The organism is Rahnella sp. R3(2024) (assembly GCF_042920125.1).
Taxonomy (GTDB): domain Bacteria; phylum Pseudomonadota; class Gammaproteobacteria; order Enterobacterales; family Enterobacteriaceae; genus Rahnella; species Rahnella rivi.
The window spans coordinates 1,088,222-1,111,362 of record NZ_JBHGBU010000001.1 but is presented as its reverse complement, the minus strand read 5'-3'; the positions used below and the strand labels follow the sequence as shown (position 1 = coordinate 1,111,362).

Sequence of the window (23,141 nt, the reverse complement as noted above, 5' to 3'; positions counted from 1 at the left end):
TAATGCCCGCCTTCGAGGTGCGTAGGGGTAAACCCGGTGGCATTTCCTCGGTTTACTTTTAACAGGAATACAGAATTATGATGCATAACCACGTCTTACGCAGTGTCCGCTACATGCTGGATATGAGCGAAGGCCAGCTGATCGAGATCCTCAAGACAACCGGCACGCCGGTCAGCCCTGAAGTGATGTCCCGTTATCTGAAAAAAGAAGATGAAGAAGGTTACATGGAAGTGCCTGATGAAGTGATGGCGAACTTCCTTAACGGCCTGATCACCTTCAGACGCGGTAAAGACGATCGCTTCCCGGCACCGGAAGTTGAAAAACGCCTGACCAATAACATCATGCTGAAAAAACTGCGTGTGGCGTTTGAGCTGAAAACCGAAGACATGATCGCCGTGCTGACGGCGGCAGATTTTAAAGTCTCCGAAGGCGAACTGAGCGCATTCTTCCGCAAAGAAGGCCACAAGAACTACCGCCCGTGCGGTGATCAGGTGTTGCGTTACTTTCTGAAAGGCCTGACGGCCAGAGTCCGTCCTAAAAAAAGCTGAGCATTAACGAATTCAGCTGATAAATAAATTAAATGTATTTATTTAAATGACATATTAAACGGGGCGCTTTTAATAAAAGCGCCCCGTTTTACGTTTATTGGTTTTACAGGAATGAAATTTCGTTATTACAGTTCAACTTCACGTTTCACCGGTTTGTTTTTTGACAGTCCATTCCTCTGCCTATTATCTTCAGTCCTCGCCAAACCTCCACTGGCTTATATTTTAAAAAAATAATACAGCTGAATTTAATTCAACGCTGAATGTTAATCTGGGTATAAGAAAAGGACATCAACACATGAGAAAAATTAAGCCGATTGCTCTTTTGATGGGTCTTGCGGTGTCGGGTTCCGCGTTTGCTTCGGGGGCTCCCTCCAGTCTGGAAGCGCGTATGGCACTGCTTGAACAGCGTCTCCAGCAGGCTGAAGCACGGGCAGATACGGCAGAGAAACAGATCCAACAGTTGAAAAAACAGGATGTGCAGCGCGGGCAGGAAATAGCCAGCGTGAAAGAAGCCAATCCGGTAGAAGTGAAAACCGAAGGAATATCGAAAGACAAATTATTAACACTGAATGGTTTCGATAATTTGAAATTATACGGCGATGTGGAATTTAACGTCGACGGCGCCAGCCGCAGCGGACAATTAACATCAATACGCACCAGTGATAATAAAAACTGGCGGCCAGGCACCAATGAGCGCTGGGATGTGAACGGGCGTTTACTGATCGGCCTTGATGGTTATCGCCGAAATGATAACGGCCAGTTCTCCGGATTCTCTGTTCAGCCGACCGCCGACCTCAACGGGTCAATGACCCTTGATGATGCCGCGTTCTTCTTCGGTGAAGAGAAAGACTGGATGGCCAAAATTGGCCGGTTCGAAGCTTACGATATGTTCCCGCTTAATCAGGATACCTTCATCGAGTACTCCGGTAATACGGCCAACGACCTGTATGCCGATGGCTACGGCTATGTGTATATGATGAAAGAAGGGCGCGGACGCAGCGACAGCGGCGGTAACATCCTGCTGAATAAAAATATCGGCAACTGGTATTTCGAGCTCAATACCTTGCTCGAAGACGGGACCTCGCTGTTCGCCGAGCAAAACTACCACGGTAACAAACTGGAACAGGATAAAAACGTGGCGTATCTGCGCCCTGTGATTGCCTGGAAAGGGGAGGCGTTCTCGGTGGCGGCGGCGGCGGAAACCAACGTGGTGAACAATGCGTACGGTTACAAGAATGATCAGGGCGAAACCATCGATCAGTCTAAACGTAACGGTTACGGCATGACCATGACCTGGAACGGCCAGAAAGCGGACCCTGAAAATGGCATCGTGGCAAACCTCAGCACGGCGTACATGGATGCCAGCGACGAAAAAGATTTCACGGTCGGCGCGAATGCGTTGTGGAAACGTTTCGAACTGGGCTACATCTACGCGCATAACAAAATCGAAGACTTCAGCATGGATGGCGTGCGTGCGTCTGACTACGATGACGACTGGTTCAATGAGCCGGGCAGCTATGATATTCATACCATTCATGCCAGCTACCTGATCCCGAACGTGATGAATATGCAGAACTTTAACGTCTATCTCGGGGCGTATATGTCGATGCTGGATGGGGATAAAACCTATTCCAATGACGACGACAGCGAGCAACGTTACGGCGGGCGCGTGCGCTTCAAATACTTCTTCTGATTTCCGGTCTTACTTCGGCAATACAAAAGAAAAAGCCTGAGTGTTTTGCACTCAGGCTTTTTTATTGGTCAGAAAAGAGGATCAGGCGGCTTCAGTATGACGCGGTTTCGCTTCATCCTTTTTTAGCGTTTTTGCCTCTTCCTTTGGCTGATGTGCGGCCAGTTCGTGCGGTTCAAATTCATCAACGTTAATCGAACGCAGACGGCTTTCTTCCGCACGGCTGAGAATGCGCGCATCGTCAGCACTCAGGTGCCCGGCATCCAGACCTTTTTGCGCCAGAATATCCAGGCGGGTGAACGGCAGTTTTTTACCCATCGCCTCACACAGACGTTTGTGAACCGGTTCGGCGGCCAGAATATCCTGCAACGCCTGTTCCAGCAGACCGACCGGGTTGTGCTCGCTTGGCGTCAGATACTGACCGCGACCAATACGGCTGCGGGTGGCGGAAGGCACTTGCAGAATCCGCGCCAGTTCGTGATCCAGCTGGTCGGACGGTGCAGCGTGAGCGCCACCCAGCGGGAACACCACCAGACGCATGACGCCTGCGATGAAACGGTTGGGGAAGTTACGCAGCAGATCGTCAATCGCCACTTCCGCCTGATGCAGACAGTCCTGAACACCCCAGTGGACCAGCGGTAAATCGGCCTCGTGACAGCCTTCTTCATCAAAACGTTTCAGCGTGGCTGTCGCCAGATACATCTGGCTGAGGATATCACCGAGACGGGCGGAAATGCGTTCGCGACGTTTCAGGCTGCCGCCCAGAACACCCATTGACACATCGGCCAGCAGCGCCAGATTGGCACTCAGGCGGTTAATGTGCTGATAGTAGCGGGCGGTGACATCGTTCACCGGCGTATCGCTGGTGCGCCCGCCGGTCAGGCCGAGCCAGAAACTGCGCACGGTGTTGCCGCCGACGTGGCCGAGATGGCCGAACAGCGCCCGGTCGAAATCGACCAGATCATTTTTCTCCGCTGCCGCCATTTCACGCAGCACGTAAGGATGGCAGCGGATCGCGCCCTGACCAAAGATGATCATACTGCGGGTGAGGATGTTGGCCCCTTCCACGGTGATGGCAATCGGCGCGCCCTGATAGGTGCGGGCAACAAAGTTGCTTTTACCGAGCATGATGCCTTTACCGCCGGTGATATCCATCGCATCCATTACGGCGCGCTGACCGCGGTGCGTACAGTGATATTTCACAATCGCCGACAGCACCGCCGGTTTTTCACCCAGCATAATGCCGTTGGTGATAAGCGTCGCCGCCGCGTCCATGACATAAGCGTTCCCCGCGATGCGTGCCAGCGGCTCTTCGATGCCTTCCATTTTACCGATCGGCAGTTTGAACTGACGGCGGATATAGGCATAAGCGCCGGTCGCCATCGCCAGAGATTTCAGGCTGCCGGTGGAGTTTGACGGCAGCGTGATGCCACGGCCCACGGACAAGCATTCCACCAGCATACGCCAGCCCTGACCGGCCATTTTCGGGCCGCCAATGATGTAGTCGATCGGGACAAAAATGTCGTTACCCCGCGTCGGACCGTTCTGGAAAGGCACGTTCAGCGGGAAGTGACGGTGGCCGATTTCCACACCCTGGGTATCCGTTGGGATCAGCGCACAGGTGATGCCTAAATCAGTTTCGTTGCCGAGCAGATGATCGGGGTCTTTCAGTTTGAATGCCAGACCGAGCACGGTGGCGATAGGTGCCAGCGTGATGTAACGCTTGTTCCAGGTCAGGCGCATACCGAGCACTTCTTTGCCCTGCCACTGGCCTTTACACACAATACCGAAATCCGGGATTGCGCCGGCATCAGAACCCGCTTCGGGGCTGGTCAGTGCGAAACACGGAATTTCCAGACCTTCGGCCAGACGCGGCAGATAGTGATCTTTTTGCTCTTCGGTTCCGTAATGTTGCAGCAATTCGCCCGGACCGAGGGAGTTTGGTACGCCGACGGTGATTGCCAGGATCCCTGACACACCGGCCAGTTTCTGTAAAACACGAGCCTGAGCGTAAGCCGAGAATTCGAGGCCGCCGTACTCTTTCTTAATGATCATCGCAAAGAAGCGGTGCTCTTTCAGATACGCCCACAGCTCCGGCGGCAAATCAGCCAGTTCGTGAGTGATCTCAAAATCATTCGCCATGCGGCAGGCTTCTTCCACCGGGCCGTCGATAAAGCGCTGTTCTTCTTCGGTCAGGCGCTGCTCAGGATAATCCTGCAGCTTTTTCCAGTCCGGCTTGCCGCCAAACAGGTCGCCTTCCCACCAGGTGGTACCGGCTTCAATCGCTTCTTTTTCCGTGCGTGACATGGCTGGCATGACTTTGCGGAAGGTGCGAAGGGCCGGGCCGGAGAAGAATGAACGGCGCAGGGCCGGGATGTTCAGTGGCAGCAACAGGATCGCCAGTGGCACTAACAGCCACAGCGTCCACAGATTGATCGCACCCATCACGGCGGTGAACGCCAGTAAAATCAGGCTGCTAAGGGTGAGGTTGACGCGGTGATAAAACAGCGCACCAAGGATAACGACAAATGCAACAATGCTGAGAACCATCATAGTAATGCTCCTGAGTAGTAGGAGGTCTGACCTGTTGTAGGGATACAATGGTTTTAGTTCATGCTCATTTCTTTATCAATGTGTTTACATACTAATTACAACACAGCTCACAATCCGGCCGCACGAAGCGTCAAAAATGGAAACTATCGGAATCATTACCGCTTCATTGCTTCTCGCCGATCCGCCGATCCGTTACACTGCACAGCGGAAAGTTTTATTGCTATCGGCTGTGTTTCAACGGCTGCAAATGGACATAAAAGAGGCTGCTATGTACCAGGATATTATCCGTACTGAACTGAACGAAGCTGCTGAAACGCTGAATAAATTCATCAGCGATCCGGCAAATATTGAGTCTATTCAACGTGCAGCAGTGCTGCTGGCGGATTCATTCAAAGCGGGCGGGAAAGTGATTTCCTGCGGCAACGGCGGTTCACACTGCGATGCCATGCATTTTGCGGAAGAACTGACCGGCCGCTACCGTGAGAACCGTCCGGGCTACCCGGCGATTGCGATTTCTGACGTCAGCCACATTTCCTGCGTGGGTAACGATTTCGGGTATGAGTATATTTTCTCTCGTTATCTGGAAGCGGTTGGTCAGAAGGGCGACGTTCTGCTGGGCATCTCCACGTCCGGGAATTCTGCAAACGTCATCAAAGCTATTGAAGCTGCGCGTGCCAAAGGCATGAAAGTCATTACCCTGACCGGTAAAGACGGCGGCAAGATGGACGGATCTGCTGACGTGGAAATCCGCGTTCCACACTTCGGCTTCGCTGACCGTGTGCAGGAAATCCACATTAAAGTTATTCACATTTTGATTCTTCTGATCGAAAAAGAGATGGCGAAGGCATAAGCCCTTTGCAGTAAAGGAGGCTGGTGATGTGTGAATTGCTCGGGATGAGCGCTAACGTTCCTACTGATATTTGTTTTAGTTTCAGTGGACTGGTGCAGCGCGGTGGCGGGACTGGCCCGCATAAAGACGGCTGGGGCATTACCTTCTATGAGGGGAATGGCTGCCGTACTTTTAAAGATCCGCTGCCGAGTTTTAATTCGCCCATCGCCCGCCTGGTTCAGGAATACCCGATCAAATCCTGCGCGGTGATTTCCCATATTCGTCAGGCAAACCGTGGCGAAGTGGCGCTGGAAAATACCCATCCGTTTACCCGGGAACTGTGGGGACGCAACTGGACCTACGCGCACAACGGTCAACTGCGCGGTTACCGCCAGCTCGATACCGGCACACTGCGCCCGATAGGCCAGACTGACAGCGAATACGCTTTTTGCTGGCTGCTGCACAAACTCACTCAACGTTATCCGCGTCGCCCGGCAAGCTGGCCGCCAGTGTTCCGCTACATTGCGTCGCTGGCCAATGAGTTACGCGAAAAAGGGGTGTTTAATATGCTGCTGTCGGACGGGCATTTTGTGATGGCCTATTGTTCGACAAATTTGCACTGGATCACGCGCCGCGCGCCGTTTGGCAAGGCAACGTTGTTGGATCAGGATGTGGAAATTGATTTTCAGCAGCAGACGACACCTGATGATGTCGTCACCGTGATTGCCACGCAACCGCTGACCGCAAACGAAACCTGGAACAAAATTGCCCCAGGCGAGTTCGCGTTATTTCACCTGGGTGAACGCCAGCTGTGAGGAGAGCGGGGTATTAGACAGCGGCTGGAGCACTTCATATTTACCGTCAGTCACCACCACGTTGGGCGCCTGATGGTGTTTCTCAAAGTACGCATAGCCAGGCTGAAGCTGACGCCAGAAGTTGATGTAGCTTGAGTTTTTGTGCGCGGTCATGTTGGCATCGGTCATACGGAACGGGTAAATGCTGATTTGCAAATTACGCTGCCCGAACTGGAACGCTGCCTGAACATAGGTGAAGATCTCATCCATGTAACCGTCAGTCATTGCATAACACCCAATGGATTTACAGTTACCGTGGATCATCAGGTACTTACCTGAGTAACCCTGTGAGATATCATAGGCATTCGGGAAGCCGATGTTGATAGCACGATAAAAGCGGCTGTCTGGTTTCAGGTGGTGGATATCCACGTTATAAAAACCTTCCGGGCTTTTGAAATCGCCTTCACGACGTTTATTCCCCAAACCGCCGGAAAAATCGCAGATGCCATAGCTGCCGATCAGACGAAATTCGCCGTCGAGCTGAGCATACAATTCGAGTTTACGTTCTTGTTTGAAAATCTGGATATAAACTGGCGCGCCTAACAACTGCTTTTTAAGCGCAGCATTGACCGGGACAGGTTCACTGGCCACGGCGTAATTTGCTGTAAATAAAGGCAAACTGAGGAGCATCGCAAGGAACAGCGCGATTCTGATCATTCTAAATCCTGCTTGGTAATAATTCTGATGTTTTGTCTAAAGATGGAACCATCTTTAAGACCGCCACTGATTGATTTCTTATCTACAACCTGTCTGAAACGTTGCCATATTAATACTGATTAATATTTTAGCAATCATCAAATATTGAATAATGAGTTTCGGTTTGTTAATTACTGGCGCTTGCCATTATTGGTGATTAATTAACCCAAATTTACCGCCATTTTCTGTGTTTGAAATTGCATCGGCTCACTGTATACTTATACAGTTATCAGGGGAGGGCTATGCGTAAAATCATTCACGTGGATATGGACTGCTTTTTCGCGGCCGTCGAGATGCGCGATGATCCTTCCCTGCGCGACATTCCTATCGCCATCGGCGGCAGCCGCGATCGCCGCGGTGTGATCAGCACCGCCAATTATCCTGCGCGAAAATTCGGTGTGCACAGCGCAATGCCCACCGGTATGGCGCTGAAACTCTGTCCGCATCTGAAAGTGATCCCCGGCAGAATGGAGGCTTATAAAGAAGCCTCAAACCATATCCGTGAAATCTTTGCGCGTTACACTCCGCTGATTGAACCCCTGTCACTCGACGAAGCTTATCTCGACGTCTCCGACGCCACGCAGTGCAACGGATCCGCCACGCTGATTGCTGCACAAATCCGCCAGGCGATCTCCGATGAAATCAATCTGACCGCCTCGGCGGGTATCGCGCCCATTAAGTTTCTGGCAAAAATAGCCTCTGATCTGAATAAACCCAACGGACAGTTTGTGATTACGCCGGATAAAGTCGATGCGTTTTTGCAGAATTTACCGCTGAGTAAAATTCCTGGCGTCGGCAAAGTCACCGCACAGCGTTTGCAGGAGCACGGCCTGAACACCTGTGGCGACGTGCAGCGGTATGATCTGGCAGCCTTGCTTAAAGGTTTCGGAAAGTTTGGCCGCGTGCTGTGGGAGCGCAGTCAGGGCATTGACGAACGTGAGATTTCCCCCGAGCGGCTGCGTAAATCCGTCGGCGTCGAGCGCACGCTGGCCGAAGATATTCACAGCTGGGAAGAGTGCGTGGCGCTGATCGAACGGCTGTACCCGGAATTACATACGCGCCTGAGCAAAGTCAGCCCGAGTCTGCGCATCGCCCGACAGGGCGTGAAACTTAAATTCCATGATTTCCAGCAGACCACGCAGGAACACGTCTGGCCGGTACTCAATAAAGACGATTTACTGAAAGTCGCACGGGAAGCCTGGGAACAACGGCGAGGCGGACGGGGCGTCAGGCTGGTGGGATTGCATGTGACGTTGCAGGATCCGCAGATAGAGCGTCAGCTTCTGCTTCCCTGGGAATGATCCCCGTCATCCTTCAAGCTGTCTCTGCGTGGGCTGCCTTCGCAAACGCCGGTCACCTGCTTGTGCAGGTGACCGGGGATTTACTCAGTTGCCACCCTGATACAGCCCGGATGATTTCGGGGATCGGGTATTAACCGCGCTCAGGAATCGCTTTCAGCAGGGCGGTCAGCAGTTTCCAGTACAGTTCAACGCTTTCAATTTCAACCTGCTCATCCGGCGAGTGTGGCCCGGTGATGGTAGGCCCGATGGAAACCATGTCCATGTCCGGGTACGGTTTTTTGAACAGACCGCATTCCAGACCGGCGTGGATCACCATGATGTTTGGCGTTTTGCTGAACAGTGTTTCGTAGGTTTCACGCACCAGCGTCATCACCGGCGAGCTTGGCTCGGGTTTCCAGCCAGGGTAGCTGCCTTTCGCCAGACTTTTCGCGCCAGACAGCGCGCTCAGTGAGTTCAGCATGCTGACCACGTACTCTTTACCGCTGTCGATAAGAGAACGGATCAGGCTGTTGATCGCCACTTCATCGTCTTTCATGGTAACAACGCCGACGTTCAGGGAGGTTTCAACCACGCCTTTCACGTCATCGCTCATGCGGATCACACCGTTTGGTGTGGCATTCAGCAGTGCGAGGAATTTGCCCTGAGTTTCAGCAGTCAGTGCTTTCGCGTTGCTTTCAGCCGCTTCAACAACCAGTGCGATTTTCTTCTCAACCGCGGACAGTTCAAACTGAATCGTCGCCAGGAATTCCTCTGCGGCCGCCTTCAGCGCATCGGTTTTATCCGTTGCAATGGAAAGCGTTGCAATGGCTTCGCGCGGAATGGCGTTGCGCAGCGTACCGCCGGTGAAATCCAGCAGGCGCAGGCCCAGTGTGTCGGCGTTGTCTGCCAGGAAACGCGCCAGAAGTTTGCTGGCATTGCCCAGGCCAAGATGGATATCAGCGCCGGAGTGGCCGCCTTTCAGGCCTTTCAGCGTCACTTTCAGCGTGGTGAAACCAGCAGGTACCGCTTCGCGGCTGAGTGGCAGTGTGGCGGTAAAATCAATCCCGCCTGCGCAACCCATGTAGATTTCGCCTTCGGTTTCTGAATCGGTGTTGATCAGGATTTCAGACTGTAACCAGCCCGGTTGCAGGCCAAATGCACCCGCCATGCCTGTTTCTTCGGTCATGGTCAGCAACACTTCCAGCGGGCCGTGTTCGACGCTTTCATCAGCCAGAACCGCCAGCGCAGACGCCAGACCGATGCCGTTGTCCGCACCCAGCGTCGTGCCGCGTGCTTTTACCCAACCGTCTTCAATGAACGGCTGAATGGGATCTTTAGTGAAATCGTGAACGGTATCGTTGTTCTTCTGCGGCACCATGTCGAGGTGTGCCTGCAGGGCAACCGCTTTGCGATTTTCCATGCCTTTAGTGGCCGGTTTGCGCAGCAAGATATTACCCACTTCATCACGCTCAGCGTGGATACCTTTTTCCTGTGCCCATTCAACGATGTGTTTTGCCAGCGCTTCTTCATGATAAGAAGGGTGTGGAATCGAACATACTTTGGCAAAAATATCCCACAACGGTTGTGGCGAAAGCTGAGACAGTTCAGACACTATAAGTCTCCTGTGACAGTCAGCTCAGTCAGGCTCCATTTGCAGGGGAACTGATTGAGATGCTGTAGGTTTAGGGTTAAATAATCCCCGCCAGACGTTGTGGCGAGTGGCCTGACAGAATATCACTTAATCCGAAGCTGTGCGCGTGCGCCGGGATAAAATCCGCGGCGTTGCGACGGATGCAACCAGATAATCGCTGGTTTTTGTGAGCCGGACTCACTATAATCTCGCGCAACCTTTTTCCCCCCCAATAAATTTCAGAAGCCGTCAATTCACTGGCTGGGACACCTTTATGAGCGAAAAATACGTTGTAACCTGGGACATGCTGCAAATCCACGCCCGCACAATGGCGAAACGCCTGCTGCCGGCAGAACAATGGAAAGGCATTATTGCAGTCAGCCGTGGTGGCCTGGTTCCTGCAGCGTTGCTGGCTCGCGAGCTGTGCATCCGCCATGTGGATACCGTGTGTATCTCCAGCTACGACCATGATAATCAGCGCGAAATGCAGGTGCTGAAACGCGCAGAAGGCGACGGTGAAGGCTTCATCGTGATCGACGATCTGGTTGATACCGGCGGCACCGCGAAAGCGATCCGCGAAATGTACCCGAAAGCGCATTTCATCACGATCTTCGCCAAACCGGCTGGCGCACCGCTGGTTGATGACTACGTGGTAGACATCCCGCAGAACACCTGGATCGAACAGCCGTGGGATATGGGCGTGGTGTTCGTTCCTCCTCTGGTCGGAAAATAACACTCGTCATCCTTCGCGCTTTCGGCGCGTGGGGTACGCTTTAAACGCCTGGCTCATTGCCGGGCGTTTTGCTTTGGTTGCCTTGAAATCCCTCTTGCTTGACCTCACTCCTGTCTTGTCGCACCTTTAACACGTTATAATCCCGTTCTGAAATGGTGGCTTGCGGGCGACCAACTGCTTGCTAACGGAGGATCATGCATCATGGCGCCAGTCAATCTCACGGAAAAGCTGTTTAAACCTTCCTTCAAATACCCGGAAACGTCGACGCTGGTTCATCGCGTTCATCACCATAATGCCCACCCTCCAATGCATTCCGCGCTGGAAGGGGATACGGTCAATTGCTGGTACCGGACAATCAACCGTCTGATGTGGATGTGGCGCGGCGTGGATCCGCTCGAAGTGGAGGAAGTGCTGTCGCGCATTGCGGTGTCTACAGCCGAGCACAGCGATCCGTTGTTGCTGGATACCGTTATTGGCTATCGCAATGGCAACTGGATTTATGAATGGTCGAATCAGGCGATGATCTGGCAGAAAAAAGCCGCTGAAGAGCAGGATCCTGATCTCGCCAGCGAATACTGGCTGAACGCCGCTAACCTTTACAGCATTGCCGGTTATCCGCATCTGAAAGGCGATACGCTGGCCGAACAGGCTGAAGCGCTCGCCAACAAAGCCTTCGAGAAATCTTCTGAACATTCGCCTTACACGTTAAAAGAGCTGGATTTTTCTATTCCCGGCGGGGCGCCGATCACCGGTTTTCTGCATCTGCCGAACGAAGGGCAGGCACCGTTCCCGACGGTTATGGTGTGCGGCGGTCTGGATACGTTGCAAAGTGACCATCAGCGTCTGTTCCGCACGTATCTTGCGCCGATGGGCATTGCGATGCTGACCATCGACATGCCGTCGATCGGTTTTTCCTCTAAGTGGAAACTGACGCAGGACACCAGCTTCCTGCATCAGCAGGTGTTGCAGCAGCTGTCAGATGTGCCCTGGGTCGATGCCGGTCGTGTCAGCCTGCTGGGTTATCGCTTTGGTGCCAACGTTGCCGTGCGGCTGGCTTATCTTGAGCCGCGCCGCGTGCGCGCGGTTGCCACCTTGGGGGCGCTGGTCCATTCGCTGCTCAGTGATCCCAAATGTCAGGAGCAGGTGCCGGATATGTACATGGACGTGCTCGCCAGCCGCATTGGCATGTCCAGCGCGTCCGACTCTGCGCTTAAAACAGAACTTAATCGTTATTCTCTGAAAATGCAGGGCTTGCTGGGGCGCAGAACGCCGACGCCAATGCTGGCCGCTTATTGGGAGAATGATGTGTTCAGTCCGAAGAGCGAAGCGAGGCTGATTGCGGACTCTTCCGCCGATGGCAAGATTTTGGCGATCCAAAGTGAGCCGCTTTATGCCCATTTTGATCGCGCATTACATGAGATTTGTGAGTGGTTGCAAAAGAGAATGCGATAACTTAATGGTTGCTAATTCTTAACGTTTTGCTAAAAAGGATCGTCTTTATATGGAGGTTGTACTATGACGTTACCAAGTGGTCATCCTAAAAGCAGGCTAATGAAACGTTTCGGTACATTGGGGCCGTACATTAGAGAAGGGAAATGCGAAAACGACCGCTTTTTCTTTGACTGCTTAGCTGTCTGTGTGAACGTGAAACCCGCGCCAGAGAAGCGTGAATTCTGGGGCTGGTGGATTGAGTTACAAGCTGAAGCCGAACGTTTTACCTATGTTTATCAGTTCGGTTTGTTCGACAAAGACGGCAACTGGAAAGCACAAAACATTAAGGATGCTGAAGTTCGCGAGAAGCTTGAGACAACGCTTAAGGGGTTCCACAAAAACCTCAATAAGATGATTGAAGAGATGTCTCTCAAACTGGAACCTGCTGATGATTTCAGCGAAGAACCGGTGAAGCTTTCCGCCTGACCTTTCACAGCCTTGCGTACTACCCATTCCCATCATGAATGCTGCTATTATAGCGTTATGCCGGTTGGCATAACGCTTCTCTCCTGTTACAAAGACATCAGAAAGCTGATTTCTTCAATCTTATTTTCACTTCAATAACGGCAGAAAGACTATGAGTGGCAGCCAAACACTGGTTGTAAAACTGGGCACAAGCGTGCTCACTGGCGGATCCCGCCGCCTCAACCGGGCTCACATTGTTGAGCTTGTTCGCCAGTGCGCGCAGCAACATGCGGCAGGGCATCGGATTGTGATTGTGACGTCGGGCGCCATTGCCGCCGGGCGCGAACACCTTGGCTACCCCGAACTCCCCGCCACCATTGCTTCCAAACAGCTGCTGGCTGCCGTCGGGCAAAGCCGTTTAATCCAGCTCTGGGAGCAATTGTTTTCTATTTACGGCATCCATATTGGTCAGATGCTGTTAACCCGTGCGGATCTGGAAGACCGGGAGCGTTTTCTCAACGCCCGCGACACCATGAATGCGCTGCTCGATAACCATATTGTTCCGGTTATTAATGAGAACGATGCGGTGGCGACGGCGGAAATCAAAGTCGGCGATAACGATAATTTGTCTGCGCTGGCGGCGATCCTGGCCGGTGCCGATAAACTGCTGTTGCTGACCGATCAGCGCGGCCTGTTTACCGCCGATCCGCGCACCAATCCCGAAGCGGAACTTATCCGTGAAATCACCACCATTGACGATGCGCTGCGCGGCATTGCCGGTGACAGCGTTTCCGGCCTGGGCACCGGCGGTATGGCCACCAAATTACAGGCCGCTGACGTCGCCTGCCGTGCGGGGGTCGATACCATTATTGCCGCCGGTAATCTGCCGGGCGTGATCGCCGATGTGATCAAGGGCGTTTCCGTTGGCACGCGTTTCCACGCCATGGAGACGCCGCTGGAGAACCGTAAACGCTGGATCTTTGGCGCACCGCCCGCCGGTGAAATCACCATCGATGACGGCGCGGTTTCTGCCATGATGGAGCGCGGCAGTTCGTTGCTGCCTAAAGGCATCCGCGAAGTGAAGGGTGATTTCTCCCGTGGTGAAGTGATCCGCATCCGTAATCTGAACGGGCGCGATCTGGCGCACGGCGTCAGCCGCTATAACAGCGATGCGATGCGCATGATTGCCGGTCACCACTCGCAGCAGATCAGCGATATTCTCGGTTACGAGTACGGCCCGGTTGCCGTGCACCGTGACGACATGATTGTCAGTTAAGGAGTTTTCCATGCTTAACGAGATGGGCAAGGCCGCCAAAGCCGCGTCCTGGCAGCTTTCCACCCTCAGCACTGTGCAGAAAAACCGCGCACTGATGCTGATGGCCGACATGCTTGAGGCCAACAGCCAGAGCATCATTCTTGCCAATGAACTTGATATGTCCTCTGCCCGCGAAAGCGGCATGAGTGAAGCGTTATTAGATCGCCTGTTGCTGACGCCTGCCCGCTTATCGGCAATCGCCAGCGATGTGCGTGACGTCTGCCGCCTGAGCGATCCGGTGGGGCAGGTGATGGATGGTTCACAGCAGGACAGCGGTTTGCGCCTTGAGCGACGCCGTGTGCCGCTTGGCGTGATTGGCGTGATTTATGAAGCGCGCCCGAACGTCACCATCGACGTCGCCAGCCTGTGCCTGAAAACCGGTAATGCGGTGATCCTGCGCGGCGGAAAAGAGACGCACCACACCAATCAGGCGACGGTAAAAGTCATTCAGCAGGCGCTGGAAGAGTGCGGGCTGCCGAAAGCCGCGGTTCAGGCGATCGAAAGCCCGGATCGCGCGCTGGTGGCGGAACTGCTGCGTCTGGATAAATACGTCGACATGTTGATCCCTCGCGGTGGCGCGGCGCTGCATAAACTGTGCCGCGAGCAGTCCACCATTCCGGTGATCACCGGCGGCATTGGTGTCTGCCATACGTTTGTGGATGAAAGCGTTGATTTCGATAAAGCGCTGACTGTCATTGAAAGTGCGAAAGTGCAGCGTCCGAGCGCCTGTAACAGCCTGGAAACCGTGCTGGTGCATCAGGCGATTGCTGCCCGTTTCCTGCCGGAACTGAGCGACAAAATGCACCGCGCAGGGGTTACGCTGCACGCCAGTGAATCCGCGATGCCGTATCTGCAAAATGGCCCGGCGAAAGTGCTGGCGGTGACCGAAGAAGATTATCAGGACGAATGGCTGTCGCTGGATCTGAACGTAACGATCGTGGCCGATCTGGATGCCGCCGTGGCGCATATCCGCACCTACGGCACCGAGCATTCCGATGCGATCCTCACCCGTTCCATCAGCAGCGCAGATCGTTTCGTGCGAGAAGTCGATTCCTCGGCGGTTTACGTCAACGCCAGCACCCGTTTCACCGACGGCGGGCAGTTCGGTTTAGGCGCAGAAGTGGCGGTCAGTACGCAAAAACTGCACGCCCGCGGCCCGATGGGGTTAGAAGCCCTGACGACCTACAAATGGATTGGTTACGGCGATGATTTAGTGCGTCCGTAAAGCGGCTGCACCGGTGGATTTTTGTTCATGAAACCGGTGCAAATTCATAAAATTGCGCAGAGTGATGAGAAAACCAGCAAACGCACTGTCAGGGGCTTGACGGCGGCATCAGATTTCACTAATTTAGCACCCCGTAGTTCCCCGGTAACACTCCAAAATGCCGACTTAGCTCAGTAGGTAGAGCAACTGACTTGTAATCAGTAGGTCACCAGTTCGATTCCGGTAGTCGGCACCATTTCTGTTATAAAATCCCATATTATCAAACGCTTCATTCATTTAGCTTCTCTGATTTCTGTCTTTATCATTTCTCAATGGTACTTGTGGAAATAATTATTGCGGATCTTGCGATTGATAAAGCCATGAAGTCCGCTGCCCGTTTTCGCCATCGCCTTCATCACGTCCACGTCTGCCTGTCCGGGGCGGATGGAATTATAGATATAATGCCAGCCATCTTTAAACTTCAGAGTCACTGAATCTTCCGTTATGGTGAACGCGACGATACCTGAATTTCCTCCCCTATTTTGGTACCTTTCCATATCACCCTCCCTCATTAATGATGCCGTAAAGACACTCTCATCATAGCCATTAACGGGCTGCCGGTTTGTGAGATGAGGTAACTTTTGCGGCGACTGATCTGAATGCACCCTTGCCGGAAAGCGATTAAAATGCCCCTGCGTTTTTAATTACGTTTCCAGGAAGGTCTTTATGAACAAACTCTTTGTCCTGCTGATGGCATCTTTGCTGGCAGGTTGCGCAGTGTCTCACCCGGCACCGGTGAAACGTCCAACTATCGGTATGGCGAATCCTGCGGCAGTGTATTGTCAGCAAAAAGGCGGGACGTCGGTGAGCGTACAAACGGCGCAGGGCGCGCGTGCAGATTGCGTATTGCCGGGCGGCGAACGCCTCGACGAGTGGGATTTATATCGCCGGGATCATAAGTAATTTTTCATTGGGTTCGCGTCTTCAATGTGTAGCGTCAGCGGAATATATCGCATAAAAAAGGCCCGCCGTTTCCGGCAGGCCTTTTGTTTATTTCAAAGACGGAATTTTTACTTCACACACTTCGCGCAGGTACTTGCGTGAATTTGTTCGAAGAAATCGTTGCCTTTGTCATCCACCAGAATGAATGCCGGGAAGTTTTCCACTTCGATTTTCCAGATGGCTTCCATCCCTAACTCAGGGTATTCCACGCATTCCAGGCTCTTAATGCTTTGCTGCGCCAGAACCGCAGCCGGGCCGCCGATGCTGCCCAGATAGAAGCCGCCGTGTTTTTGACACGCGTCGGTCACCTGTTTGCTGCGGTTGCCTTTCGCCAGCATGATCATGCTGCCGCCGTTGGATTGCAGAAGATCGACGTAGGAATCCATACGGCCAGCGGTGGTCGGGCCGAGGGAACCGGAGGCATAACCTTCCGGGGTTTTTGCCGGGCCTGCGTAATAAATCGGGTGATCTTTGATGTACTGCGGCAAACCTTCGCCGTTATCCAGACGCTCTTTCAGTTTGGCGTGAGCAATATCGCGCCCGACGATAATCGTGCCGCTCAGTGACAGGCGGGTAGACACCGGATGCTCAGAAAGCTGCGCGAGGATTTCAGGCATCGGACGGTTCAGATCTACCTTCACCACACCCGCTTCGCCCTGCTGACGCAACGCTTCAGGGATGTACTGGCCTGGGTTGTCTTCCAGTTTTTCGATCCAGATGCCGTCACGGTTGATTTTGGCTTTGATGTTACGGTCTGCGGAGCAGGAAACGCCCATGCCGACCGGGCAGGACGCGCCGTGACGTGGCAGACGCACCACGCGGATGTCGTGCGCAAAGTATTTGCCACCGAACTGTGCGCCCAGGCCAAGATTGTTGGCTTCGACCAGCAGTTCCTGTTCCAGATTCACGTCGCGGAATGCCTGACCGTGTTCGTTACCTTCGGTTGGCAGGCCGTCGTAATAATGCGTTGAGGCCAGTTTCACGGTTTTCAGCGTCGCTTCAGCGGAGGTTCCGCCGATCACAAACGCGATATGGTATGGCGGGCAGGCCGCTGTCCCCAGCGTACGCATTTTTTCGACCAGATAACCTTTCAGTTTCGCCGGTGTGATCAGCGCTTTGGTTTCCTGATACAGATAAGTTTTGTTGGCGGAACCGCCGCCTTTGGCGATACACAGGAACTTGTACTCATCGCCATCCACGCTGTAGAGGTCGATTTGCGCAGGCAGATTGGTCCCGGTGTTCACTTCTTTATACATATCCAGCGCGGCATTCTGCGAGTAGCGCAGGTTGTCTTCGATGAAAGTGTTGTAGACGCCTTTTGACAGGCTGGCTTCGTCGCCGCCGCCGGTCCAGACGCGCTGACCTTTTTTACCCATGATGATCGCGGTGCCGGTATCCTGGCAGGTAGGCAAAATGCCTTTCGCCGCGATCTCAGAGTTTCTCAGGAATTGCAGCGCCACGTATTTGTCGTTTTCGCTGGATTCCGCATCATGAAGAATGGAGGCCACCTGTTTCTGGTGCGCCGGGCGCAGCATGAATGACGCATCATGGAAAGCGTGTTGCGCCAGCAACGTCAGTGCTTCGGGTTCCACTTTTAAAATCTCTTCGCCGTCAAAGTTGCTCACAGAAACGTGATCTTTGGTCAGCAGGTAATATTCGGTTGTGTCTTTGGTAACGGGGAAGGGATCTTGATAATGGAAGGGTTTGTTCGACATTGTTTTCTCACTTTTTCCGTTATTGCCGCCACTAGCAGGACTTCTCGTTTCGGGTGAATCAGGGGTAATTCGGGCGACGTTTTTATGCTTTCTCTATGTTGCCAGCCTTATACACAGGCTGGCAACGGGGTTTATATGTTTTCTTCCAGTAAATGTACTGTTAATGCTTTGTAGAGGGGTTATCGCCCCTGTCAGAACATCATCATCATCCACGGATAGCCGATGAGCAGCAGTGCCGCCAGGAAGATGGCACCAAAGATGGTGCCCAGACGCCAGTAATCTTTGGTTGGCAGATAGCCGCTGCCGTAGTAAATCGGGCTCGGGCCGGTGCCGTACGGTGTGATGATCCCCATGATACCCAGAGACGTCACCATCAGCAGACAGAACACTTGCATGTTGATGCCCGGAATGGCGGCACCAATGGTCAGCATGGCTGGCAACAGGGCAGTGGTGTGTGCCGTGGTGCTGGCAAACAGGTAGTGCAGCAGATAGAACGCCAGCAGCAGCACGATAGTCGCGGTTCCGGGAGAGATACCGCCCATGGTGGCCGCGCCTTCTTTACCCAGCCAGGCGATGAAGCCGGTGCGGGACAAGCCATCAGCCAGTGCCACCAGCGTGGCGAACCAGGCGAAGGTGTTCCAGGCAGGTTTATTGCTGGTGATATCGTTCCAGTTCAGCACGCCGGTCCACAACATCAGCACCACGACCAGCAGCGCCGCCATGGCCGGTTCAATGAAGCTGGCGGCAAAAATCCACATAGCTAATGCGCAGCATACGAAGACCAGCAGCAGGATCTCGTGGCGAGACATTCTGCCCAGTTTCGCCAGTTCTGCGGTGGCCCAACGCGGGACTTCATCATTGATTTTCACTTCCGGCGGATAGAACCAGTAAGCGAGCAGCGGCATGGTCAGCAGCAGCAGCAAACCCACCGGCAGGAAGGCGAAGAACCACGTTCCCCAGGAGATATTGATGCCGGTGATGCTGTTCACAATACCTAGCGCCAGCAGGTTAGGTGCCAGTGCAGACAGGAACATGGAGCTGGTGATACAGGCTGCGGTGATTGCCACCCACATCAGATAGGAGCCGATTTTACGCGCGCTCGGATCATTCGGTTTGGAACCGTACAGCGGCGGCAGGTTGGCGATGATCGGGTAGATCGTGCCGCCGCTTCGTGCGGTGTTTGACGGAGTGAAAGGGGCCAGCAAAAGATCGGCAAAGGTGATGGCGTAGCCCAGCGTCAGGCTGCGGCGGCCAAGATATTTCACCAGAATCAGCGCCAGACGGCGGCCAAACTGGGTTTTATCGTAGCCTGCGGCAAACATGAATGCGCCGAAGATTAACCATACCGTTGAGTTACCGAAACCGCTGACGGCCCATTTAAAGGACTGCGACGCCATTTTGAATTTCGGATCGGCGAGTTCCGCCGGGCTGAACAGCAACCACTGGCTGAACAACGCGATAACCACCACGCCGGTGAGGCCGATTACGGCACCGGGTAAAGGTTCGAAGATCAGACCGACGATGACGCCGACAAAGATGGCAAAGAAATGCCAGGCATGGGGCTCTAAACCGTCAGGGACTGGCGTGAGTAACAACAACACTGCAACCAGCACAGGCAAAAACATCAGAAGCAGGCGGTTTTTTTTGCCACCCGCCGCTTTGTTCGCCTGCGGTGTAACCGTAGTTTTTGAAATATCTGTCATTTTATTTGTCTACAAGTAGTTGAGAATAGGTTTGCTGATACATAGGTAAGATGATTATGCTTTTTTTAGTTACTCAAGTTTCTTTAGTTATTTAATGGTGGCATGCGAACTGCTCCATTATTGTTATTTGAGTTAGGTATTACTTATTCCCCGTAAGAGGGAGGAAATGTTTATATAATGCGTTTTCTCCATTTATTACTGTTGATCTCGATCAAGAAAGTACGGAGCTGTGTAAATTTAAGAAAAGAGAATGAGAATGGATGCTGGCGTTATTTTTATGGCGTTTATTTCTGCTGCTGAGCAGGGTTATTTTGATCTTCTGCACCGGGTGAAAATAGGAGTAGTCAATTTGCCTTTTACCTGCCCCTTCCGATAGCACGAATCCATCAGTCCCAGTCCCGGCGTGCCGTACGTTGAAGCCTGATATCGCCCTGCAAATGTAATGTTTACGCCTTTAATTAAAGGCAAAAGAGCTCGTAATTTAAATTAATGTGATCGTTTAATAACATGGTTAACATTAATTTAATAATGGCTGCATTCTATTCATGGGTAAATAGTTAATAAACTAACGTTACACCTTTTGAAACTAAAGATATCGTTATATTACTCCTATGACATCGGGCGTAAATAAAATTAATAAAATAAATCCGATAACGAATTCACAGATTATTAAACATTTTAAAGTTTGGAGCTGAATATTATGAGCCATAATTCGCAATTATTAAGTCCGTTCACTCTGCCAAATGGCACCGTCCTGAAAAACCGCGTGCTGATGGCACCCATGACCACCTGTACCGGCTTTTATGACGGCACCGTCACCAGCGAACTGGTGGAGTATTACCGCGCCCGCGCCGGCAGCATCGGTACAGTGATCGTCGAGTGCTGCTTTATTGATGACAAAGGCCTGGCATTCCCCGGTGCGATTGGCATCGACAACGACAGCAAAATCGATGGTCTGGCAAAAATCGCCGCAGCCGTAAAATCTCAGGGTTCCAAAGCGGTGCTGCAAATTTATCACGGCGGCCGCATGAGCGAGCCGAAGCTGATTGGCGGCCAGACACCGGTAGCGCCAAGCGCACTGGCTGCGCCCCGTGACGGCGCAGCAACGCCGGTCGCGCTGACCGCCGCTGAAGTGGACGCGATGATCACCAAATTCGGTGAAGGCGTTCGCCGGGCGATTGAAGCCGGTTTTGACGGTGTGGAAATCCACGGCGCTAACACTTACCTGATCCAGCAGTTCTTCTCACCTAACTCCAACCAGCGTGACGATCAGTGGGGCGGAAGCCGTGAAAATCGCGCTCGTTTCCCGCTGGCGATCCTCGATATCACGCACAGTATGGCGAAAAAACACGCCGATTCTTCCTTCATCATCGGCTACCGTTTCTCGCCGGAAGAGCTTGAAGAGCCGGGCATCCGCTTTGCCGATACGATGTATTTGCTGGAACAGCTGGCGGCACGCGGGCTGGATTATCTGCACTTCTCGCTGGGCTATTCACTGCGTCCTTCTATCGTCGATACCACCGATCCGACGCCGCTCATCGACAAATACGTCGCGATGCGTTCAGACCGTTTGGCGAAAATTCCGGTAATGGGTGTGGGCGGTATCGTGAATAAAGCCGATGCTGAACGGGCGATGGAACATGGCTACGATATGATCGCCATCGGCAAAGCCTGCATTGCCTATCCCGACTGGACTGACCGGATTGCGGCTGACCAGAAACTCGAGCTGTTCATCGACAGCACGCAACGCGAAGCACTGACCATTCCTGAGCCGCTGTGGCGTTTCTCACTGGTTGACGCGATGATCCGCGACATGAGCATGACGTCTAAAAAATTCAAAGCCGGCGTATTCAGTGAAAAAGTACAAGATCCGCTTAACGAACTGGCGATTAACGTCAGTCTGGAAACGGATCGCATCGCCGATATCGAACTGCAGGCCGCCGGTGATATCGACGTAGAATTTACCACCAGCTTCGACGTCATCCGCACCCGGATCCTCGACGCCAACAGCCCGCACGTTGATGCGGTCACCGGCGCGACGGAACAGAGTGAAGCGGTGAAAAAAGCGGTCTCCAAAGCGATCGCCAAATCCTGCAAAGCACAGCTGCTGGAAGAGGGCGGCAGCTTGTCTGAACCACAAAGTTACGATGTGGTTGTCGTCGGCAGCGGCGGTGCCGGTCTGGCGGCGGCGATTCAGGCGTGTGACGAAGGTGCCAGGGTTCTGATCGTGGAAAAAATGTCCACTATCGGCGGCAACACCATTAAAGCGTCGGTGGGTATGAACGCCGCTGACACGCGCTATCAAAAACTCAAAGGCATTGAAGACAGCAAAGAATTGTTCTATCAGGAAACCCTCAAAGGCGGCCAGTTCAGAAACAACACCGTGCTGCTGAAAGAGTTCGTCGAGCGCGCCCCGCAGGCGGTCGACTGGCTGGCAGAGCACAACATTGAGCTGAGCGATATCACCATCACCGGCGGCATGAGCATCGACCGCACGCACCGTCCGGCCGATCGCAGCGCCGTCGGCGGCTTCCTGATCAGCGGTCTGGTGAAGAACCTCAACCAACGCAACATCGACGTGATGCTGGATACTTCAGTGACTGAAATCCGTTACCACGACGGCGCGGTGCAGGGTGTGGATCTGCTCAACGACGACAATGAAGTGCTGGTCATTAATGCCAAAAGCGTGATTGTGGCGACCGGTGGTTTCAGTGCCAACAGCGAAATGGTGGTGAAATACCGTCCTGAGCTGGAGGGTTTCGTGACCACTAACCACAAAGGCGCGACCGGCAGCGGCATCGCGATTTTGCAGAAAATCGGTGCGGGTACCGTGGATATGGGCGAAATTCAGATCCACCCGACCGTTGAGCAAACCACCTCTTATCTGATCTCTGAGGCGATCCGCGGCGGCGGTGCGATTCTGGTGAGCCAGGCGGGCAAGCGTTTCTTCAATGAGATGGAAACCCGTGACAAAGTGTCCGCCAACATTATCGGCCTGCCGGAGAAATTCGCTTATGTGGTGTTTGATGAGCAAATCCGCCTGAACAATAAAGCGGCCGATGAATACATCGCGCGCGGTTTTGTTATCAGCGCTGAAAACCCGCGCGAGCTGGCAGCCAAACTGGAGATGGATCATCACGCGTTGCTCGCCACGCTGGAAAGCTACAATGTGGCCGTTGATAAGCAAGACGATGTGGAATTTGGTCGTAAAACCGCGTTGCGCCACCCGATCAATCAGGGGCCGTTCTACGCGATCCGCATCGCACCGGGCGTTCATCACACCATGGGCGGCGTGACGATCAACACCGACACCAGCGTGCTGGATACTCAGGAGCAGGTGATCAGCGGCGCGTTTGCGGCCGGTGAAGTGGCGGGCGGCATCCACGGTGCTAACCGCATCGGCGGGAATGCCGTTGCAGATATCATCATCTTCGGTATTCTGGCGGGACGTAATGCCGCCAGACATGCGATGCGGTAACGGTATCCTCCTGCG

At 53.3% G+C, this 23,141-nt stretch carries 18 protein-coding genes and 1 tRNA gene; 13 read left to right on the top strand and 6 right to left on the bottom strand.

Features of this window, described 5'->3' with window-relative positions:
- Positions 1 to 77 precede the first annotated feature (77 nt).
- Together ABSH60_RS04845 and ABSH60_RS04840 are read left to right on the top strand one after the other, a co-directional pair.
- Positions 78 to 548: a DUF1456 family protein gene (locus ABSH60_RS04845; protein ID WP_056781497.1), complete on the top strand. Its 471-nt coding sequence runs from the start codon at positions 78 to 80 to the stop codon at positions 546 to 548.
- Between the two features lie 295 nt (positions 549 to 843).
- Complete coding sequence (locus ABSH60_RS04840) at positions 844 to 2,241, top strand: carbohydrate porin (protein WP_390972944.1); 1,398 nt, start codon at positions 844 to 846, stop codon at positions 2,239 to 2,241.
- 81 nt (positions 2,242 to 2,322) lie between these two features.
- Here the strand turns inward: ABSH60_RS04840 and fadE are convergent, their stop codons facing one another.
- On the bottom strand, positions 2,323 to 4,791 hold the full coding sequence (gene fadE / locus ABSH60_RS04835) for an acyl-CoA dehydrogenase FadE (RefSeq protein ID WP_390972942.1): 2,469 nt from the start codon (positions 4,789 to 4,791) through the stop codon (positions 2,323 to 2,325).
- Between the two features lie 268 nt (positions 4,792 to 5,059).
- On the opposite strand from fadE, the gene lpcA reads away from it, so the two are divergent.
- Together lpcA and ABSH60_RS04825 are read left to right on the top strand one after the other, a co-directional pair.
- Complete coding sequence (gene lpcA / locus ABSH60_RS04830; protein ID WP_056781669.1) at positions 5,060 to 5,641, top strand: D-sedoheptulose 7-phosphate isomerase; 582 nt, start codon at positions 5,060 to 5,062, stop codon at positions 5,639 to 5,641.
- Positions 5,642 to 5,667: 26 nt separating this feature from the next.
- Complete coding sequence (locus ABSH60_RS04825; RefSeq protein ID WP_056781487.1) at positions 5,668 to 6,435, top strand: class II glutamine amidotransferase; 768 nt, start codon at positions 5,668 to 5,670, stop codon at positions 6,433 to 6,435.
- Here the strand turns inward: ABSH60_RS04825 and dpaA are convergent.
- A complete protein-coding gene (gene dpaA, locus ABSH60_RS04820; protein ID WP_217204645.1) occupies positions 6,406 to 7,131 on the bottom strand; it encodes a peptidoglycan meso-diaminopimelic acid protein amidase in 726 nt (241 codons plus the stop codon). The genes ABSH60_RS04825 and dpaA overlap by 30 nt on opposite strands.
- 281 nt (positions 7,132 to 7,412) lie before the next feature.
- Between dpaA and dinB the strand changes: the two genes are divergently transcribed.
- Positions 7,413 to 8,471, top strand: a complete 1,059-nt coding sequence (dinB, locus tag ABSH60_RS04815; RefSeq protein WP_122097379.1) for a DNA polymerase IV — start codon at positions 7,413 to 7,415, stop codon at positions 8,469 to 8,471.
- Between the two features lie 130 nt (positions 8,472 to 8,601).
- Here the strand turns inward: dinB and pepD are convergent, their stop codons facing one another.
- A complete protein-coding gene (gene pepD / locus ABSH60_RS04810; protein WP_056781478.1) occupies positions 8,602 to 10,062 on the bottom strand; it encodes a beta-Ala-His dipeptidase in 1,461 nt (486 codons plus the stop codon).
- Positions 10,063 to 10,354: 292 nt separating this feature from the next.
- On the opposite strand from pepD, the gene gpt reads away from it, so the two are divergent.
- From gpt to ABSH60_RS04780, 6 genes are all read left to right on the top strand, one after another.
- The gene (gpt, locus tag ABSH60_RS04805; RefSeq protein WP_056781475.1) at positions 10,355 to 10,813 is read left to right on the top strand and encodes a xanthine phosphoribosyltransferase; all 459 of its coding nucleotides are present in this window, start codon (positions 10,355 to 10,357) and stop codon (positions 10,811 to 10,813) included.
- A gap of 201 nt (positions 10,814 to 11,014) precedes the next feature.
- On the top strand, positions 11,015 to 12,265 hold the full coding sequence (gene frsA / locus ABSH60_RS04800; protein WP_390972939.1) for an esterase FrsA: 1,251 nt from the start codon (positions 11,015 to 11,017) through the stop codon (positions 12,263 to 12,265).
- A 63-nt stretch (positions 12,266 to 12,328) separates the two neighbouring features.
- A complete protein-coding gene (gene crl, locus ABSH60_RS04795) occupies positions 12,329 to 12,730 on the top strand; it encodes a sigma factor-binding protein Crl (RefSeq protein WP_183848027.1) in 402 nt (133 codons plus the stop codon).
- Between the two features lie 151 nt (positions 12,731 to 12,881).
- Positions 12,882 to 13,985: a glutamate 5-kinase gene (proB, locus tag ABSH60_RS04790; protein WP_390972937.1), complete on the top strand. Its 1,104-nt coding sequence runs from the start codon at positions 12,882 to 12,884 to the stop codon at positions 13,983 to 13,985.
- A gap of 10 nt (positions 13,986 to 13,995) precedes the next feature.
- Positions 13,996 to 15,249 (top strand): glutamate-5-semialdehyde dehydrogenase, encoded by a 1,254-nt coding sequence (gene proA, locus ABSH60_RS04785; RefSeq protein WP_122097382.1) that lies wholly within the window; start codon positions 13,996 to 13,998, stop codon positions 15,247 to 15,249.
- Positions 15,250 to 15,408: 159 nt separating this feature from the next.
- Positions 15,409 to 15,484: transfer RNA gene (locus ABSH60_RS04780), tRNA-Thr, on the top strand.
- A gap of 73 nt (positions 15,485 to 15,557) precedes the next feature.
- Here ABSH60_RS04780 and ABSH60_RS04775 read toward each other — a convergent pair.
- A complete protein-coding gene (locus ABSH60_RS04775) occupies positions 15,558 to 15,785 on the bottom strand; it encodes a hypothetical protein (RefSeq protein ID WP_056781452.1) in 228 nt (75 codons plus the stop codon).
- Positions 15,786 to 15,954: 169 nt separating this feature from the next.
- Here ABSH60_RS04775 and ABSH60_RS04770 point away from each other — a divergent pair, with 169 nt between their 5' ends.
- Positions 15,955 to 16,191 (top strand): DUF333 domain-containing protein, encoded by a 237-nt coding sequence (locus ABSH60_RS04770; protein WP_056781450.1) that lies wholly within the window; start codon positions 15,955 to 15,957, stop codon positions 16,189 to 16,191.
- 107 nt (positions 16,192 to 16,298) lie between these two features.
- Here ABSH60_RS04770 and fumA read toward each other — a convergent pair whose 3' ends face one another.
- A complete protein-coding gene (fumA, locus tag ABSH60_RS04765; protein WP_056781447.1) occupies positions 16,299 to 17,945 on the bottom strand; it encodes a class I fumarate hydratase FumA in 1,647 nt (548 codons plus the stop codon).
- A gap of 191 nt (positions 17,946 to 18,136) precedes the next feature.
- Complete coding sequence (locus ABSH60_RS04760) at positions 18,137 to 19,648, bottom strand: anion permease (protein WP_056781442.1); 1,512 nt, start codon at positions 19,646 to 19,648, stop codon at positions 18,137 to 18,139.
- A 700-nt stretch (positions 19,649 to 20,348) separates the two neighbouring features.
- Here ABSH60_RS04760 and ABSH60_RS04755 point away from each other — a divergent pair.
- Positions 20,349 to 23,126, top strand: a complete 2,778-nt coding sequence (locus ABSH60_RS04755; protein WP_390972933.1) for a flavocytochrome c — start codon at positions 20,349 to 20,351, stop codon at positions 23,124 to 23,126.
- The last annotated feature ends 15 nt before the right edge of the window (positions 23,127 to 23,141 follow it).